At 47.5% G+C, this 17,775-nt stretch carries 15 protein-coding genes; 11 read left to right on the top strand and 4 right to left on the bottom strand.

Annotated features, from left to right (window positions below; all coding sequences use genetic code 11):
- Window positions 1–880: 880 nt before the first annotated feature.
- Window positions 881–3,616, bottom strand: a complete 2,736-nt coding sequence (locus Cabys_RS11135) for an nSTAND1 domain-containing NTPase (RefSeq protein WP_006930540.1) — start codon at window positions 3,614–3,616, stop codon at window positions 881–883.
- A 151-nt stretch (window positions 3,617–3,767) separates the two neighbouring features.
- Here Cabys_RS11135 and Cabys_RS11130 point away from each other — a divergent pair, with 151 nt between their 5' ends.
- Window positions 3,768–4,523, top strand: a complete 756-nt coding sequence (locus Cabys_RS11130; RefSeq protein ID WP_006930538.1) for a di-trans,poly-cis-decaprenylcistransferase — start codon at window positions 3,768–3,770, stop codon at window positions 4,521–4,523.
- 45 nt (window positions 4,524–4,568) lie between these two features.
- Window positions 4,569–4,745: a hypothetical protein gene (locus Cabys_RS20080; protein ID WP_169833711.1), complete on the top strand. Its 177-nt coding sequence runs from the start codon at window positions 4,569–4,571 to the stop codon at window positions 4,743–4,745.
- 61 nt (window positions 4,746–4,806) lie between these two features.
- Here Cabys_RS20080 and Cabys_RS11120 read toward each other — a convergent pair whose 3' ends face one another.
- A complete protein-coding gene (locus Cabys_RS11120; protein WP_006930537.1) occupies window positions 4,807–5,301 on the bottom strand; it encodes an FmdB family zinc ribbon protein in 495 nt (164 codons plus the stop codon).
- A 49-nt stretch (window positions 5,302–5,350) separates the two neighbouring features.
- Here Cabys_RS11120 and Cabys_RS11115 point away from each other — a divergent pair, with 49 nt between their 5' ends.
- Entirely contained in the window at window positions 5,351–5,848 is a 498-nt protein-coding gene (locus tag Cabys_RS11115) for a hypothetical protein (RefSeq protein WP_006930536.1), read from the top strand.
- Window positions 5,849–5,898: 50 nt separating this feature from the next.
- On the opposite strand, the gene Cabys_RS11110 is transcribed toward Cabys_RS11115, so the two are convergent.
- The gene (locus Cabys_RS11110; protein WP_006930535.1) at window positions 5,899–8,445 is read right to left on the bottom strand and encodes a DUF3160 domain-containing protein; all 2,547 of its coding nucleotides are present in this window, start codon (window positions 8,443–8,445) and stop codon (window positions 5,899–5,901) included.
- Between the two features lie 332 nt (window positions 8,446–8,777).
- On the opposite strand from Cabys_RS11110, the gene Cabys_RS11105 reads away from it, so the two are divergent.
- The 5 genes from Cabys_RS11105 (at window position 8,778) to Cabys_RS11085 (ending at window position 13,407) form a co-directional block, all read left to right on the top strand.
- Window positions 8,778–9,545, top strand: a complete 768-nt coding sequence (locus Cabys_RS11105; protein ID WP_006930534.1) for an SDR family NAD(P)-dependent oxidoreductase — start codon at window positions 8,778–8,780, stop codon at window positions 9,543–9,545.
- Between the two features lie 9 nt (window positions 9,546–9,554).
- Entirely contained in the window at window positions 9,555–10,028 is a 474-nt protein-coding gene (locus tag Cabys_RS11100; protein WP_006930533.1) for an EVE domain-containing protein, read from the top strand.
- 448 nt (window positions 10,029–10,476) lie between these two features.
- Window positions 10,477–11,541 (top strand): hydroxymethylglutaryl-CoA synthase, encoded by a 1,065-nt coding sequence (locus Cabys_RS11095; protein WP_006930532.1) that lies wholly within the window; start codon window positions 10,477–10,479, stop codon window positions 11,539–11,541.
- A gap of 151 nt (window positions 11,542–11,692) precedes the next feature.
- The gene (locus tag Cabys_RS11090; RefSeq protein WP_006930530.1) at window positions 11,693–12,853 is read left to right on the top strand and encodes a thiolase domain-containing protein; all 1,161 of its coding nucleotides are present in this window, start codon (window positions 11,693–11,695) and stop codon (window positions 12,851–12,853) included.
- A 149-nt stretch (window positions 12,854–13,002) separates the two neighbouring features.
- Window positions 13,003–13,407, top strand: coding sequence for a Zn-ribbon domain-containing OB-fold protein (locus tag Cabys_RS11085; RefSeq protein ID WP_006930529.1), 405 nt, complete (start codon window positions 13,003–13,005; stop codon window positions 13,405–13,407).
- Window positions 13,408–14,508: 1,101 nt separating this feature from the next.
- Here the strand turns inward: Cabys_RS11085 and Cabys_RS19815 are convergent.
- Window positions 14,509–14,721 (bottom strand): hypothetical protein, encoded by a 213-nt coding sequence (locus Cabys_RS19815; protein WP_150125332.1) that lies wholly within the window; start codon window positions 14,719–14,721, stop codon window positions 14,509–14,511.
- 37 nt (window positions 14,722–14,758) lie between these two features.
- Here Cabys_RS19815 and Cabys_RS11075 point away from each other — a divergent pair, with 37 nt between their 5' ends.
- From Cabys_RS11075 to hisG, 3 genes are all read left to right on the top strand, one after another.
- Entirely contained in the window at window positions 14,759–15,250 is a 492-nt protein-coding gene (locus Cabys_RS11075) for a GAF domain-containing protein (protein WP_006930527.1), read from the top strand.
- A 364-nt stretch (window positions 15,251–15,614) separates the two neighbouring features.
- Window positions 15,615–16,658: a threonine aldolase family protein gene (locus Cabys_RS11070; RefSeq protein ID WP_006930525.1), complete on the top strand. Its 1,044-nt coding sequence runs from the start codon at window positions 15,615–15,617 to the stop codon at window positions 16,656–16,658.
- Window positions 16,659–16,910: 252 nt separating this feature from the next.
- The gene (hisG, locus tag Cabys_RS11065; RefSeq protein WP_006930523.1) at window positions 16,911–17,765 is read left to right on the top strand and encodes an ATP phosphoribosyltransferase; all 855 of its coding nucleotides are present in this window, start codon (window positions 16,911–16,913) and stop codon (window positions 17,763–17,765) included.
- The last annotated feature ends 10 nt before the right edge of the window (window positions 17,766–17,775 follow it).

The raw sequence follows: 17,775 nt of genomic DNA, 5'->3' as shown, positions 1-17,775 counted from the left end.
TATTTTTTTAGAGAAAGCCTGCTTTTGCAGGCTTTTTTATTTTAAAAACAGGGGGTTAAGCAACCACAGAGCGCACAAAGAATTCACAAAGGGCGCAAAGAATGTAAAAATTAAAAATAGTTTTTTATTGCTCGTAATTGCCCTCACCCCCTTTAATTCCCCCTCTCCCAGAATAAAAGTCTGGGAGAGGGGGAAGTTTCGCATGGCAGATTATTTCCAACGGTGTAAAGAACTCTCGCGCTGGTCAGTTTCGTGCAAAGGCGGGAAGAGGAGTGCCAGGCTGGCGGCCAATCAAGTTTGAACCATGATTTACTTGATTTCTGGATTTCCATGATTTGCTTTTTGTGCCAACAAAATTTCACCTTAAATTTGAGTGTAACTTTACACGAACGAAAAGAATCAAGTTAATCCTGTAATCATATTAATCAAGGTTCAAAAACTACATCATAATTTCTAAACTCTTATCCTCTTAACTTTTTTGCCCAACGGTGGCAGGAAATGTCCGGAGTGGCCCTCACCCCCTTTAATTCCCCCTCTCCCAGAATAAAAGTCTGGGAGAGGGGGAAGTTTCGCATGGCAGATTATTTCCAACGGTGTAAAAGATTCCCGCGCTGGGCAGTTTCGTGCAAAGGCGGGAAGAGGAGAGCCAGGCCGGCGACCATTCAATTTTGAACCATGATTTACCTGATTTCGGGATTTCCATGATTTGCTTTTTGTGCCAACAAAATTTCGCCTTAAATTTGAGTGCAAACTTACACGAACGAAAAAAATCAAGTTAATCCTGTAATCATATTAATCAAGGTTCAAAAACTACCTCTAAACTCTTATACTTTTCACTCTCGCCATGTCGGAAATTCAGGCCGTGATCGGATATGAACCGCTACAACAGTGTTTCTTTGTGTTTATTGCCGAATATCTCCATTCCAGCCGTAAATAAACCGCCAAATAAAAATCCTTCAATTGAACTGAGCACAAGACGTGAAATAAGACCGAAATGGACTTCGCCCAAAAGAGAGGCAAGCGGTTCGAGGTTGATCTGAGATTTGGAGAAAGAACGGGAGATGGCGGCAATGCTTCCGCTAAAGAGATTGCCTTCGAAAAGAGAAAGGGTGATCGCGCCAATGGTGGAAAAAAGGGCAGCGGTAAGGATTTTTGCCATTCGATGCTTCGGATAAAATATTTCAGAAATGGTCAGCGCCAGAGAAAGGCAGAAACCTAAAATGGTTCCTTCCAGCGCGCCGGTAATATTAATCAATTCCTGTCCGAAAAGCGTGCGCAGTATGTCCACGCCGATCAGGTTAATCATTCCGCCGATCAACAGGCCGCCCAGGGTTCCGCCAACCACCATCCACCACAAACTATGGCGATAGGTCACATAGCGCATGGTGGCAATGCCGCTACTGATGCCCAGCCCGGCAAAGAATGAAGCCATGCCGCCCAATGAAATGAGCACCAGTAAATAGGTTATGGCTTCGAAAGAGTGATGGTGTTTAAGCAAAGCCAGCATCAATGTGAGCAACGAGCCCACCAGCAACCCTGACATGGTGGCGCCAAAGGTGGCACCGCTAATTTTTTTCGAAATCTGTTTTCGATTACGATACAGACGCACCCAGATCAATCCCGTAACCACCAGAAGAATTACCATCAGGGGGAGTTTACGTAAATACACCAGATGAATGTCAAAATCACGCGCAAAGGCCAGGCTGATGGCGCGCCGCACCAACCCCGCCTTTTTATCATTTTTCCCTCTGGCCAGCTTGTTCTGCCCCTGGCGGCCGTAGTTTTTTAAGTAAACAATACTGGCCGTCTTGCGCACATTCAAATCTTTATCCCACAGTGCAAGCTTAAAAAGCGCGTGTTCCAATTGTGGATGGTGGATGTGCAGGCTGGATTCGGCGGCGACAATGCGCACAGCGGGATCGTCATCGTTTAGCGATTCGATTAAAAGATTGGCCAGATCAGGGACCTGATTTTTCAACCAATCTGGCAGCACATATTTGCGATATAGTAAGCTTCTGGCCAGAAAAGACGCTTCCTCAGGCGTCATTCGCAAGTGCCGCTCAAAAGGCAAAACAATTTGAATGGCGTCTTCGTCGAGCAAAAGACCGTGGTGTCGGTGGGCTTCCAGGCCCCGTTCCAGGATGGAGCGCGCCTGATACAACCCCTTTTCTTCATCTGAGATCCACTTTTTAATTTGCGGTAGTAGAAAATCGTGACTCAATTCAACCCAATTTTTGCCCTCCTGGCGTCCAATGCGGATTAAGCGCGCGTCTGACAATTCATTAATCAGTGCGTGTATTTCTTGCGCAGGATGATCGGAAGAGGCAAAACGGCTGACAATCTGCTCTACGGGCACAACCAGGCGCTGTCCGTTAAAGCTAATCAATAATTTGAGTATCTCTCTGGCCAGGTGCAGCTTGGCGCCGTCAAAGCGATGGAGCACGCGCGTCATGTAATTTTCCAGAATTTGTGCCGCGCCGCCCATAGCTTCATATTTTTGCAGCGTAATCCCATGTTGAGCGTCACGTGCATCGTATAGCGCATCACAAACGATTTGCAGTTGGGGAGGATCGATCGGTTGATCGCCGTTGGCCAGGTCTTTTAAAATACGTTTGGCCAGCTCTGGATCAAAAGGGCAGCCGACTGCACGGGCCGGCTCCAGAATGGCCTTAACAGCCTGCTCTCTGCCCAGCTTTAGCAAACGATATTCATGATGAAAGATTTCCGGCAGAAGCGGTTTAAAGTAACTCATCTCGGCCAGCAGGTCTTCGCGCAGCACAAACACCAGGCGAATATTGATCTGTTCATCGTTTAGCATTTTGGAGAAAACATCAACCAGCGCCTGACGATCTTTTTCTTTTAATAACAGAAAAAAATCTTCAAACTGGTCAAAGAAAAAGATGATAAAGGATTTTTTTAATCGATGCTTGATCTTTGTCAACAGGGTTTGCCAGTCAATTTGTTGCAGCGATTCGTTTGTTTCGCCGGTTAAGTTGTTGAACGATTGCAACAGTTGATCGGCCGGATCATGAAAACTGCGGATGACGAAAGTCGGGAAGCCGCTGTTTTTAAAAGCCGGCGCCAGACCGGCGCGAATGAGCGAGCTTTTGCCCACGCCCGATTTGCCGTAAAGAATAAAAGAACGATGGGCAAGAATTTTTGAGAAAAGCAGATCGATCTCTTTTTCCCTGCCAAAAAACAGATGTTGATCTTCTTCCTTGAAATAGTCCAGAAATTTGTAGGGACGCGTGAAGGATTCGGCCTTTTCCGCCTTCCTAAATCGTTCGCTTAAAACAGGCTCAACATCGGCAATGAACATGTAGCCATGTTTGGCGATGGTTTTGATGTACGTGGGATGATGGGCGCTATCTCCCAGACTCTTGCGAATATCTTTGATGCACTGGCTGAGGGCTGATTCTGTAACAATGGTGTCCTTCCAGACGGTGTCAAAAATGCGCTCTTTGGTGGTTAATTGTTGCTGATTCTCGACCAGCAGAACCAGGACGTCAAAATATTTGGAGTTAAGAGGGATTTCACGATTGTTTTTTTTCAGCTGTCGATTTTTTAGATCCAGCTCAAATTCCCCGAAACGAAAGCCCGAAATTGTATTATTCATTGCACAACTTATTTTTTTCTCACAATTATCTCAAGACTCTTACAATCAATTTCACTAACTACCAATGTTATTAAATACACTAATTCTAACTAAGCAATAAAATTAACTAATTCAATCATGTTTGGCAAAATAATTAACAGGCAGGAAGATTATGAGCAACCATCTGAAATTGACCAGACCGGATGATAAAATGGATATTTCTTTACATGTAGCCATAATCATGGATGGCAATGGCCGTTGGGCCCAACAACGGGGTAAGCCGCGTTTCTGGGGGCACCGGGAGGGCGCCGAAACCGCAAAACGGATTATTGAAGCCGCGCCCAAATATGGCATTGCAACGTTAACGTTGTATGCATTTTCGGCTGATAACTGGAAAAGACCGCAGCAAGAGGTTTCTATGCTGATGCAGCTTTTGCAGAATAAGTTGCGCAGCGAGGTAAAAACCAGTATTGAAAATGGGGTTAAGCTTTCTTTTATCGGTCGTCGCGATCGTCTGAGTTCCGCTCTGGTGGAACAGATGGAGGATGCGGAAGAGAAAACAAAACTCGGAACTAACTTACATTTGCGTCTTGCCATCGATTATTCCTCCCGCGAGGTTTTAATGCGCGCCGCACAAATGGCGGCCGACGATCAAAATTTAACGCGTGAAAAATTCTCCCAATATCTGGCCAGGGCCATGCACTCTGATGACGCTGCGCCCGATGTGGATTTGTTGATCCGTACGGGTGGCGAGCAGCGACTGAGCGATTTTCTGCTGTGGGAATGCGCTTACGCTGAGTTCTATTTTACGCCGGTCATGTGGCCCGATTTTTCAGAAGAAGAACTGGCCCGGGCCGTGGACGAATTTAAATCGCGTGAACGACGCTTCGGCGCCATTCCGCAGGCACAGGTTTCAGCCATGCTTTAAAATGGAATTTTGCCAAAGCCGTAAATAAAGGAAATATAAGCAGTGTTGGATGGTGAAGTCATCCTTTGTGCGCAGGTTTTAGAAGCACAGGCGGACGTTCTGGCGTTGGTGGATTCATTCCAACACGAAAAGGAACATTTTGCACGGCTCCAACTCGATCACGGTGAAAAGCGTCCACCGCTGACACATTTTTTCTCGCAGTTCACTCGCGTAAACCGTTGAAACGGTTTCCCTTTCACCCCCTGACTTTTAGATCAACCATTCAACCACCCGGCCATTCACCTTACAAATCATACAAATGATCGTCGATCTTTGGTCTGGCTTTTTGGCCCTTAATGTGTCGGAAGTTTTTCAATAAAAAGGGGTCTTCGTTTTCAATGGCGTCGCCTAATTCTTCTTCAATCTGTTCCGGGTCCTCGCCTTTTTCCATGCGGCGGATCGCTTCTTCCATGCCTTCGCCAAAATTAATGCCCGCTTCTTTTGCAAACTTACGCATCAACGAAGCCAGCTGACGGGGATTATTTTCATCGATGTGTTCCGCCTCATGCGCCAGCGATTCCAGAACACGCTCCATGCGCTTTTCATCGATTCCGGCAAATTCGTCGTCGCCTTCGGAATCGTTGTTGAGCGAAGAGATGGTGGCAAAGGTGGAAACGCGGCGCTCTAATTTAACCGTTTCACACTTCGGGCAGTTCGGTATCTTTTCGGTGTTGATTGTGCGGCTTAAAAATTTATAAATGGTGTTGCATCGATGGCAGTAAAACTCGTAGATTGGCATGGCCCTTTTCTCCTGTTGTTTTTTGTCTAAAATTAATTAATTTTTTGATATGAAAAAAGATGCAAAAGTTGCAAACATTGATCCGCAAAAGGTCCTCCGTCAATTTGATCAATTACAATGCGCCGTTATTGACGCCTGCTCAATGATTTACCTGCAACGTATTAATCTTCTGGCCAAGTTGGGCGCGCAACTGGAATTGACCACTCCCGCAGCGGTACTGCATGAGGCGAGATTGCCAGCAAGTTTTTCGATTAAGGTGTTCGATGAATTGTCTCGTGCGCCGGCCGACCGGCAACTAATTGACCTGGCGCTGAAGCTGGGTTGCCCGGTCATTTCCGATGATCGCAAGGTGTTGGCGCGCGCAGACAGGCATGGCCTCGATTACTTTAATTCTTTAATGATGATCTTTTATCTTTTTCACGTGGGGAAGTTAGATCGCCGCCAATTGTTAAAGAAAAGAGAACAAATCCGCGTTTTTGCCTATTATGCGCCATGGATTGAGGCCTTTGCCGATCGCCTGTTCGACTTGATGAACAAAAACGCTTGACAAAACGTTATTTGCTGACTGTAAAGAAAATACCGGCAGCGTTCTGCCAATTAGCGAATCAGCGCCATTTTAATGCTTTGTGTTTGCTTGCGCGTTTTTAATCGAGCGATGTAAATACCGCTTGGCAGGTTATGCCCGTTGAATATTTGGCGATACTCTCCGGCTGTTTGCTGTTTATCAACCAGAGTGACAATTTTTTCGCCGGCCAGATTGTAGATCGTCAATTTTACGTGCGTCTTTTCTGCAATATGGTAACGAATGGTGGTTTGTGGATTGAACGGATTCGGAAAATTTTGATACAGTACAAAGTTTTGCGGCGCACTGCCATTGCCCGGCTGCAGGCTCGTGTAGATTCTGGCGGGGAGCTCTCTGCCCGGCAGACGCTGTTTGCCTGCGGCATCCGCCAGGTAGATATTGACCCAATCTGGCCGTTGCGGAACTTTGTTTGCTTTTACCAGTTCCGCCCATTCCTCATCGGTCATTCTCTTAAAATTGTCGGTTATTGTTTGGTAATAGGACATGACCGGCCCCACAAAGGCCACGGGCGGGTGATTTTCGTAAGGGGCGGGCGCCAGGAATATGCCTAAATTGATTTTGCCCGTGCCCACGTGCAAAACATGGCCTACAGGCTCTCCCGTCTGGTCTGTTGGTTGGGTGTGCACATCGGCGATTGGGTAGTCCTCTTTGCTGGCATCTTCGGGCACATAATACAGCCAGGCGTACCATCCGTCAAAGGGCGGCGCGCCGCTTTGAGCGTTGATAAAAAGCATGCGCTGCAGCCAGTCAATTTCATCGGCATTAAGCGTTTCCTGCGCCAGTTCTTTTTGTGCAATTTGTTCAAGCCGCGTCATTGTTGCGTTTAATCGTGCAAAGTAATTTTGAATGTTAGAGAGTAGAAAATTTTCATCGTTTCCAAATTGTCGGAAGTATTCATAAGCCATTTGTGCAAACTGTCGGATGGCGGCGTAAAATGGGGGATTGGGCTCGATCAACGAGTAAGGATAGGAGCATCCTGCGGCGCCGGTGTACGATTGTTTGGCGTAGAGTAAATTATCGTGGCGGAGTTGCGACCAGGAAGCCAGTTGCGTGTTCAATTTGTTTTGCCGCCAGGCGGCCGTCTTCATAAAATCTGGAATGGTTGCCATAGAAGGTTGGGGATTAAGCGTTCGAATGGCGTTCAGCCACACGTTATAAAGCGAGGCTTCCCAAAAACTTTCATCGTAGGCGTCCACCAGGTAGCGCAGGGCGTTCAATTGCGAAGCGTATCGGTACGTTTCTATCTCATCTTTTAACAGGTAAAGAGCGTCGTCATTGCCCAGCACAAACATCACGTCCAGCGGATCGGGCAAAGGGCGCCACACTTTTTCGCCCTGGAACTCGATGCGATCAAAAACCACATTAAAAAAGATGTAGGAATCGATGATGAAACGCTGCCCTAATAAACGGAAGGAAAGCGGCAGCCGGCCGGGTTCGGGATCGAACGGATTCATCATCATGATCTGCGAAAGGATTTTTTGCGTCCCCAATCCGGAAGTTCGCAATGTTTCCTGATAGAGGTCGTAGGTGTCGTCATCCAGTAATTGCCCGGCGTCGGTCAGTCCCAGATCCGTTTTAAGATCGTTGATTTCGGCGGGCGTTAAATTATCGCTTTCGCCCACCAGAAAACGGATGATCTGGTCGTTTTCTTTTAGCAGGGGACGGACGCCTGCCATGTCGAGCAGCTCGTCGAGCATAAAGGCCGCCAAATTCATTCGTCTTATTTCTTCACGGCTCCAGGGCGCTTCCCAGGGATTCTCCGGAGGCGGGGTCAAAAAGAAATCGATGCGTCCCAGCCACATCATGGCTTTAAAATATTCGGGTAACCCGTCTCGAGTGTAGTGTCCGCGAACCTTAAATTGGCTGCCGTCGATGGAACGAAAACGATCGGCGAACAGCTTGAGATTGACTACTTGTTCACTGGCGATGGCCTGCCAGATCGTATCGATTTTCGCCTGTGCAATGTATTGGGACGGCGCCTGCTGGCCGTCTAAAAGGGAGCGAGCCATGGTAACGTAAATATCCACATCGCCCAGCGCGCCGCTAAGCGCTTGATCATGCTCGTACTTTTGCGCCAGCAACGAAAAAGAATGGTATAGCCCGTCTAAAATTTTACGCAGATTGGGTTTTAACAGAGAAAGTTCCACGTCTGAAAGGATTTGATAATACGAAGCGTGCAGGGCGTGCAGCACGGCATCGGTAGAAAGAAAAACGGGCAAATCGTTGATGTAAATATCATGCAACGCCTCCCCAAAACAATCAAAAGTAAGGCGTTCCGTAACCACAAAATGGTTCTGTTTTAAAAGGGCAATCTCTTCCTCTGTTAAATGGTAGCTGGCCATAACGGAGTCAAAATACAAAAAATCGTTCAGCCTGATTTGCTCGGGCGCAAATTTGTAATAGGTCGATTTTAACGGGAAACGTTCCGTCAAGGCTAGATAGGTCAGGTCCTTGTTCTGGTTAAGAAATTGACTGTACGCATCAACACTGAAATTGGACTGGCTAAACAGCAGACTGCAGGCAAGGCTTAATAAAACTGGAAAATAGGTTAATTTTTTCATTACCTCCTCCAGCATTTTTACCCTCAACGATTGAAATATAACTAAAGGCTACGGCCGTCGCAAGTTTATTGCCTGGTTTTTAATTAATTATCCAGGCCCCTTTGAATTGCCGACATGGCGAGTGTGAAAAGTTAAGAGTATAAGAGTTTAGAGGTTTAGAGGTGGTTCTTGAACCGTATTAATATGATTAAAAGATTAACTTGATTTTTTTCACTCCTGAAAGTTTACATCCAATCTTAAGGCTGCAGCCGGCGGCGGAACTGGCCTGATCCGGAATTTTTTTGTATTTTAAAACGTTGGTTAAACTTTCAAAAAAGACAGGAAATAAGAGCATGGACGAAAAACGCATTGCTTTAGTTACAGGCGCCGGTAGTGGAATCGGTCAGGCGCTGGCTGTTTGTCTGGCCAATGAATACAGTGTGTCGGTTCTGGCTGTTGGCCGCCGTCTGTCAAAGCTGGAACAAACTCAAAAACAAAATCCGCAACGTATTTCAATTTTAGCAGCGGATGTTTCTACCGAACAGGGTAGAGCGCTGATCAGGGCGCGCGTTGAAAAAGACGGAGCGCTGAATTTTTTAATTCACAATGCGGCGCAGCTCCAGCCGGTCAAAGCGCTTAAGGCGGTAACCCTGAACGAGTGGCGTCAGCATTTTGCCGTCAACGTAGAAGCGCCGCTTTTTTTAACGCAGGAATTGCTGCCCTTTTTAAGAAAAGGCGCCAGAGTGCTGCACATCTCTTCCGGAGCGGCGCACCATGCGTATGCCGGCTGGGGCGCTTATTGTACTTCAAAAGCGGCGCTGCACATGCTTTACCAGGTGTGGAATAAAGAACTGAATGCTGCAGAAATTTATGTGGGCAGTCTGCGGCCAGGCGTGGTCAATACGCCCATGCAGGATGAGGTACGTCTGGCGCGAAAAGAGGACTTCCCGGCGCTGGAGCGCTTTATTCAATTAAAACAGGAAGGAAAATTGTTGGCTCCTGAAATCGTGGCCCGCTTTATCTGCCGCGTTTTAATGGATACGGAGAGTACGCAGTTCATCGAACGGGAGTGGGATATTCGTGAGCATGCGTCTATGTTTAACATGGAAATTAATCAATAAGGATGGATCATGAAATACTGGTTGTTTAAAAGTGAACCTTCGGCCTATTCCTGGGAAGATTTGAAAAATGAAGCGCAGCGCACGGTTTTCTGGGACGGTGTGCGCAATTATCAGGCGCGCAATCTGTTGCGCGATGAGGTGAAAAAAGGCGATCTGTTGTTTTTTTACCACAGCGTTGCAAAACCGCAGGCTATTGTGGGCATTGCCCGCGTGGTTAAAGAGGCCTCTCCGGATCCCACGGCCTTCGATCCCGAATCCGACTATTTTGATCCGAAAAGCGATCCGCAACATCCCCGCTGGTACGGCGTGGAAATTATGGCCATCCAGGAATTTAATCCGCCCATTACTCGCGATGAACTCAAAAAGATTCCGCAGCTGGAAAACATGATGCTACTCAAAAAGGGCAGCCGCCTTTCCATTCAACCGGTAACAGAAGAAGAGTGGCAGGCCATCATCGCCTTCCGGCGGCCGATTGATTTGTAGTGAAGCGCAACGTTCTGCAGCCATCTTTCATCCGCGCGAAAACAAATTTGATTTACATACCTCTTTTCCCGCTTTCGCTATTAGACGATCGAATTGATTTTTAGGCGATCGTCAGCAAGCGTTCATGCCGTTAATCCCATTTCCTACTTTGTCTGTCCTGCGCTGGATCGTAAACAGCCAAGGAAAAATATTGCCTTTAAGATGAAATTTAACGCCGCACTTATGAGAAAATAATGAGAAGTTTTTGGAGACTATTTTTCAGTTACGTGTACAAATCCATAAAAATGAAATAATTACGAATATTGTTGTTTAAAAATGTATTTTTATTTGGTTGAATTTTTTCTAAAACATACTCGCAAACATTGCCTCATTTAAAGATTTTCTTTTAATTCAACCAGCTCAAATTTAAAGAAGTGGTTTGTCTCAGTTGTCAGGAAAACGTAAAAAAATGCAAACAGTCATGAAGCCCGAACGCGGCATTGGGATTGTCGGTTACGGCGCCTATGTTCCTCGTTACCGCATTAAAAGCAAAACCATCGCCGCCGTGTGGCGGGGAGAGCAGACGGGCAATCAATTACCTGTAAAACAGAAAAGCGTGCCAGGCTTAGATGAGGACACGATTACCATGAGCATCGAAGCCGGGCAAAACGCCTTGTTGCGGGCGGGAATTGAACCGCAAAAGATTCGCGCCGTGTGGATCGGTAGCGAATCGCATCCGTATGCGGTCAAGCCCAGCGGAACGGTGGTGGCTCAGGCGTTGGGCATTGCTCCGGCGAACACGGCCGGTGATTTTGAATTTGCCTGCAAGGCGGGCACCGAAGCCATGCAGGCCGCCATCGGCTACGTGGGCAGCGGGATGGCCGACTATGCGCTGGCCATTGGCATGGACACGGCCCAGGGGCGGCCGGGCGATGCGCTGGAATACACCGCGGCTGCAGGCGGCGCAGCTTTTATTATGGGCGCGGCAGAAATTGCGCTGGCCGTTCTAAAAGGCGCCTACAGTTACGTAACAGACACGCCCGATTTTTTTCGCCGCAATCATCAAAAATTCCCGGAGCACGGCAATCGCTTTACCGGCGAACCGGCTTATTTTCACCATATCGGGACGGCCGCCGCCACATTAATGGAAGCATTGAACTTAAAAGCGCAAGATTTCCGCTTTGCCGTCTTCCATCAACCAAATCAAAAATTTCCGGAAAAGATCGCCGCAAAACTGGGCTTTACTCAGGAACAATACAACGCGGGTTTACTCGCTCCGCAGATTGGTAACACCTATGCCGGATCAGCGATGCTGGGCTTAACGGCCATTCTGGATGAGGCCCGCCCTGGCGATCTGATTCTGACAGTCAGCTTTGGTTCAGGCGCCGGCAGCGATGCCTTTTGTTTTGAAGTAAGCGAAAAAATCGTTGAACGACGAAACCGCGCGCCATTGACCGCCAATTACATTGAGCGCGCCCGATTCATCGATTACAGTCAGTACGCGCGCTTTCGTGATAAGATTCGGAAGAGTTGAACTCTTTATTGGGACAAATACGGTGAAAGTGTACAGGAGTTTAAGAGGTTAAGTTTGATTAATGGCTGCCTTTGTTCTATCGGCGTTCCGGATTGGCGCCATGAAATCTATTTGGGTTGGTATCAAAAAGCGTTAAACCAATGGCAGGAATATGAAGAGAGTAGCGATTATTGGAATCGGGCAAACGCCCGTACGTGAACACTGGGATCGTTCATTGCGCGAGCTGGCGGTTGACGCCCTGTGGCAAGCGCTGGACGACGCCCAGCGCAATGAAATCGACGGTTTGTATGTGGGCAACATGTTGGGCGGTGTGTTGAGCGAACAGGAGCATCTGGGCGCTTTGATCGCCGATTTTGCCGGATTTGCCGGAATAGAGGCCGTTAAAGTGGAGGGCGCCTGCGCTTCCGGCGCTGCCGCTTTCAGGCAGGGCGTACTGGCCATTGCCAGCGGACAAAAAAAATGCGTTGCCGTGGTGGGCGTGGAAAAATTGACCGAGCACGCCGGATGGCATTCTACCGGCGCGCTGGCCACAGCGGCCGACGCCGATTTTGAAACTTCGCTGGGGCTGACCTTTGTGGCTCTGAATGCGCTGATCAAACAACGCTTTATGTTTGAACATAAGCTGACCAAAGAGCCGTTTGCTCATTTTCCGGTGTTGGCTCATCATAATGCGCAGTACAATCCCCATGCCATGTTTCGCCAGCCGATTTCCGTTGAACAGTACCTGAAGGCAAAGATGATTGCCGAGCCCATCAATCTGCTCGATTCCAGTCCCATTGCCGATGGGGCGGCCGCCGTTATTCTGGCGCCGCTGGATGAATTACAAAAGAACGATCGGCGGCTTGTGGAGGTGCTGGCCTGCGAGGTGGGTACGGATAGTGTTGCATTGCATGATCGGAAAAACCTGCTTATGTTGCAAGGCGTTCAGATGAGCGCGCAACGGGCCTTTAAAACGGCAGGCCTTACGCCGCGAGAGATCAGCTTTTTTGAACCGCACGATGCCTTTAGCATCATGACCGCGCTGTCCATTGAAGCCAGCGGTTTTATGATCGCCACGGAGGCCTTAAAGCATGCCGACAATGGCTATTTTGCCATCGACGGTCGGTTGCCTATCTGTACCATGGGCGGCTTAAAGGGCAGAGGACATCCCGTGGGCGCAACCGGCATTTACCAGGTGGTGGAAGCAACCATGCAGTTACGCGGCGAGGCGCCTTCCGCCATTCAGGTGGCCAGGCCGCGCTATGGAATGACGCAGAATATCGGCGGTACAGGCGCAACGGTGGTGACCACGATTCTGAAGGGGAAGAGTTGAGCGAGCGCTGCAGCTAAGGAAAGGGGGCGTTCGGTCTTCGTTCCCTTTATCCCTGTTCCCCAAAATTGGGAGAGAAACGAGTAATCGTTATGAGTTTCGTGCGAGATGAGGTCCAGTTAATTTAACTTACAAATCACAGGAAAAAAATCATGGATATACCACGTTACTGGCGATTGCGCAATCAAAGGTATCATCTGCAAGGCGCAAAATGCGAGCAATGCGGCCAACTATATTTTCCGCCGCGCGCCGTCTGTCCGGCCTGTAAGTCTCGTTCTATGTCCGCTTACCGATTTAAGGGAACCGGCAGAGTGTACAGCCATTCGTTGCTCTACCAGACTTCCGATCGCTTTGAGGGGCAGGCGCCGTATGTGGTGGCCATTGTGGAACTGGAGGAGGGCGTGCGCGTAACGGCTCAATTGACCGATGTGGATGTTGATGAAGTGGCCGTGGGCATGCCCGTTGAAATGGTGGTGCGCAAAATCTACGAAGAGGGCGATGCCGGCCCCATCGTCTATGGCTACAAGTTCAGGCCGCTGTTTACCAGGCAGGACTGATCAAATGAGAGGAAAAGTTCCATGCAATCCACAGGAAGCCAAAGCAGGGCGTTGTTGAATAGTTGGATGGTTGATTAGTTGAATGGTTGATTAGTTGAATGGTTGAATGGGGGCCAAAATGTCATTCCTCATTCCACTCTGCAGGCTAAGAGACCTGCCCAGAAAATTCCTGACACAAAGACGTATCATTCATTAGAACGCAGGTATCCATTACACCTTAGGGAAAAACTGTCCACGTACAGAACTTCCCCCTCTCCCAGACTTTTATTCTGGGAGAGGGGGAATTAAAGGGGGAGAGGGCCACTCCGGGCATTTCCTGCCACCTTTGGGCAAAAAAAGTGTATGAGTATAAGAGTATAAGAGTATAAGAGTTTTGAGGTTTTGAGGTAGTTTTTGAACCTTGATTAATATGATTACAGGATTAACTTGATTTTTTTCATTCGTGTAAATTTGCTCTCTAATTTAAGGCGAAATTTCGTAACCACAAAAAGCAAATTTTAGAAATCCCGAAATCAAGTAAATCCTGGTTCAAATTTAATTGGCTACCAGCCTGGCATTTCTTCCTGCTTTTGCGTGAAACTGGCCAGCTCGGAATTTTTTACACCGTTGGAAATAATCTGCCATGCGAAACTTCCCCCTCTCCCAGACTTTTATTCTGGGAGAGGGGGAATTAAAGGGGGAGAGGGCCACTCCGGGCATTTCCTGCCACCTTTGGGCAAAAAAAGTGTATGAGTATAAGAGTATAAGAGTATAAGAGTTTTGAGGTTTTGAGGTAGTTTTTGAACCTTGATTAATATGATTACAGGATTAACTTGATTTTTTTCACTCGTGTAAATTTGCACTCAAATTTAAGGCGAAATTTCGTAACCACAAAAAGCAAATCTTAGAAATCCCGAAATCAAGTAAATCCTGGTTCAAAATTGAATGGTCGCCGGCCTGGCACTCCTCTTCCCGCCTTTGCACGAAACTGACCAGCGCGAGAGTTCTTTACACCGTTGGAAATAATCTGCCATGCGAAACTTCCCCCTCTCCCAGACTTTTATTCTGGGAGAGGGGGAATTAAAGGGGGTGAGGGCAATTACGAGCAATAAAAAACTATTTTTAATTTTTACATTCTTTGCGCACTTTGTGACTTCTCTGCGCCCTCAGTGGTTGCTTATCCCCCTGCAAAAATGTTTTTTGGTTACGGCTGCGCTGCCCTGGAATATCAGGCTGATTTTTGGCGCTATATGACGTTTTAACCAACAAAACGAAAATAGAATCGACGTTGGCATGGACTGGCCCCGGATCAAAATTGCATCTTTGCCCATTCATTCTTACCTTTTCGCGGTTGATTGAACGGAGAAACGAGATGATCGAAGTTCCAGATTTAGCGAATTTATCTAAAGAAGTATTTTACGAGCTTTTGTACCGTCAGGCCAGAGCCATGGTCGAAGATGAGCGCGATGCGATCGCCAACATGGCCAATCTTTCGGCCTTGTTGTTTTATTCTATGGAGAATATCAACTGGGCTGGCTTCTATTTGTTGAAAAGGGAAGATGAACTGGTGCTGGGGCCGTTTCAGGGAAAGCCGGCCTGTGTGCGCATTAAGGTGGGCAGCGGCGTGTGCGGCACGGCCGTTAAAAAGGAAAAAACGCTCATCGTTGACGATGTGCATCAATTCCCCGGGCACATTGCTTGTGACAGCGCTTCCAATTCGGAAATCGTTGTGCCCATGATCAAAAACGGAAAAATGCTGGGCGTGCTGGATATCGATTCTCCCATGTTGAAGCGCTTTAGCGAAGCGGATCGTATTGGGCTGGAACGGATTGTAAAGGTTTTACTCGAATACACGGATTTTTAAAGACCTGAACAATGTTTAATTAAAATAGAATTAGGGGAAGGGAATATCAATTACGAATTACGAATTACGAATTATGAATTATGAATTAAGGATGAGTTTGTTCTAAGAAGCGTGACTTGTCATTTCGATCCTGCCCGGGCGGGAGAAAAATCTTTTAAAGGGGCCTTTGCTGGAATGGGAAAAAATACCTTTTTTAGAGAGAACTCAAGAATTAAGAGTAGTGAAGCAGTGAACAATGCCCGGCTGAGGGGCCCGTCTGGCCGTCAATCATAAATCATAAATCGGTCAGAATGAACGGTCACGTGCAATGGAACGCCATTCATTCGGTGAACCATTCAACCATTCAACTATCTGAGGAACGACTATGGAAATAAAACGCAGTTTTGCCAGCGACAATAATGCAGGCGTACATCCACAAGTGATGAAGGCCCTGCAGGACTGCAATGTGGGCCATGAGATCGGTTATGGCGACGATCCTTACACCATGCGCGCCACGGAACGGTTTAAAGAACATTTTGGGGGGCAGACCGGGGTCTATTTTGTTTACGGCGGCACGGGCGCCAACGTAACCGGCTTACAGGTTTTACTTAAGCCCTATCAGGCCGTGCTCTGCGCAGAAACCGCTCACATTTACGTGGACGAGTGCGGCGCTCCGGAAAAATTCACAGGCTGCAAATTAATGCCCATTAAAACGAAAGACGGAAAGCTACGTGTTGAACAACTGGAGCCCTTTTTGAGCATGCTTAACTTTGAACATCACGTTCAGCCGGCGGTGATATCCATTACGCAGCCCACGGAAATGGGCACCGTTTATACCGTGGAAGAAATTAAAGCCATTGCCCGTTTTGCAAAGGCGAACAACATGCGTTTGCACATGGACGGCGCCCGTCTGGCCAATGCCGCGGCCTGTCTGGATCTGCCGTTTAAGTCCTTTACCGTGGATGCCGGCGTGGACGTGCTGTCGTTTGGCGGCACAAAGAACGGCCTGATGTTCGGCGAGGCGGTGCTGATTTTTAATCCTCTTTTTCAGCAAGATTTTAAATATATTCGTAAGCAGGGCATGCAATTACATTCCAAGATGCGTTACATCGCCGCTCAATTTGATGCCTACCTGAAAGACGATTTGTGGTTGAAAAACGCGCGTCAGGCCAATCGCATGGCGCAGATGCTTGCTGAAAGAATCAAAGAAATTCCGCAAATAACGATAACGCAAGCGGTGCAAACCAACGGCGTGTTTGCCGTGGTGCCCCCACAGATCATTGAGCCCTTGAAAAAAGAGTACTTTTTTTATATCTGGAATGCCGCCGCTCATGAGGTGCGCTGGATGACCTCCTTTGACACCACCGAACAGGATATCGAGAATTTTGTAAACACATTAAAACGCATATTAAAAAAATATTTGACATAATTATTCAGTTGCCGTACATTTGAGCACAAAAAAAGAGAGAAAAAGGCAATGCCGGTGCGCAAGAAATTAAATCACACACATTGTGGTCATATTCATCATTCCTTTATTAAAGGAGCGCAATGACGCCGGCAAATTACGTCTGAATATTGTAAAATAGAAAACCCGGTTCATTGCGAATCGGGTTTTTTCGTTTTTAGGGAATGAATGCGTCAGGTTTTAAAGTTTAACCATTTTTAAGAAAGGGAGACAAGGTTGCTGACATTAGCGGTTCAAAAATCAGGAAGATTGAGTGAGAAAACGCTTAGGTTACTGGAAGAGTGCGGAATTCAAATCGGTAACGGTGGTAAGGGAAAGTTGAAGGCCGTTTCCAGTACCTTTCCGCTTGAAATTTTGTATTTAAGAGACGACGATATTCCGGAATGTGTGGCGGACGGCATCGCCCACGTGGGTATTGTTGGCGCCAATGTGGTGTTTGAGAAGGATCGTGAAGTGGAAATTGTGGAAGGTCTGGGGTTTGCCCGCTGCCGGATGAGCATTGCCGTTCCCAAAGAGATGGATTACAAGGGGCTGGCAGACTTAAATGGTTTGAAAATCGCCACATCCTTTCCCAGAATTCTATCAAAATATCTGCAGGAAAACCACGTGCAGGCGGAGATTCATGAGATTAATGGATCGGTAGAAATCGCTCCTTCCATTGGCCTGGCCGATGTTATTTTTGATATTGTCAGCACTGGCAGTACCTTATTAAGCAATAGCCTGAAAGAAGTGGAAACGGTTTTGCATTCAGAGGCGGTTTTGATTGCCCATCCCGGGATGGATGCCGAAAAACGCGCCCTGTTAGAACAGTTGATCTTCCGCATTAAAGCGGTACTCAAGGCAAAGGATTACAAGTACATTTTGCTCAATGTGCCCAATGAGAAAATCGAAACCATTTGCCAGATTTTGCCCGGCATGAAAAGTCCGACGGTGATGCCCCTGGCAAAGGAGGGCTGGAGCTCGTTACATTCGGTTATTCGCGAAAAAGAGTTCTGGGAAATCATCGAGCGGCTAAAGCAGAACGGGGCGCAGGGCATTCTGGTTATTCCCATTGAAAAAATGATAGTATAAGAAAGGAAAA

The organism is Caldithrix abyssi DSM 13497 (assembly GCF_001886815.1).
Lineage (GTDB): Bacteria > Calditrichota > Calditrichia > Calditrichales > Calditrichaceae > Caldithrix > Caldithrix abyssi.
Note: the sequence above shows the minus strand (reverse complement) of the source record. Positions and strands in the feature narration are given on the sequence as shown.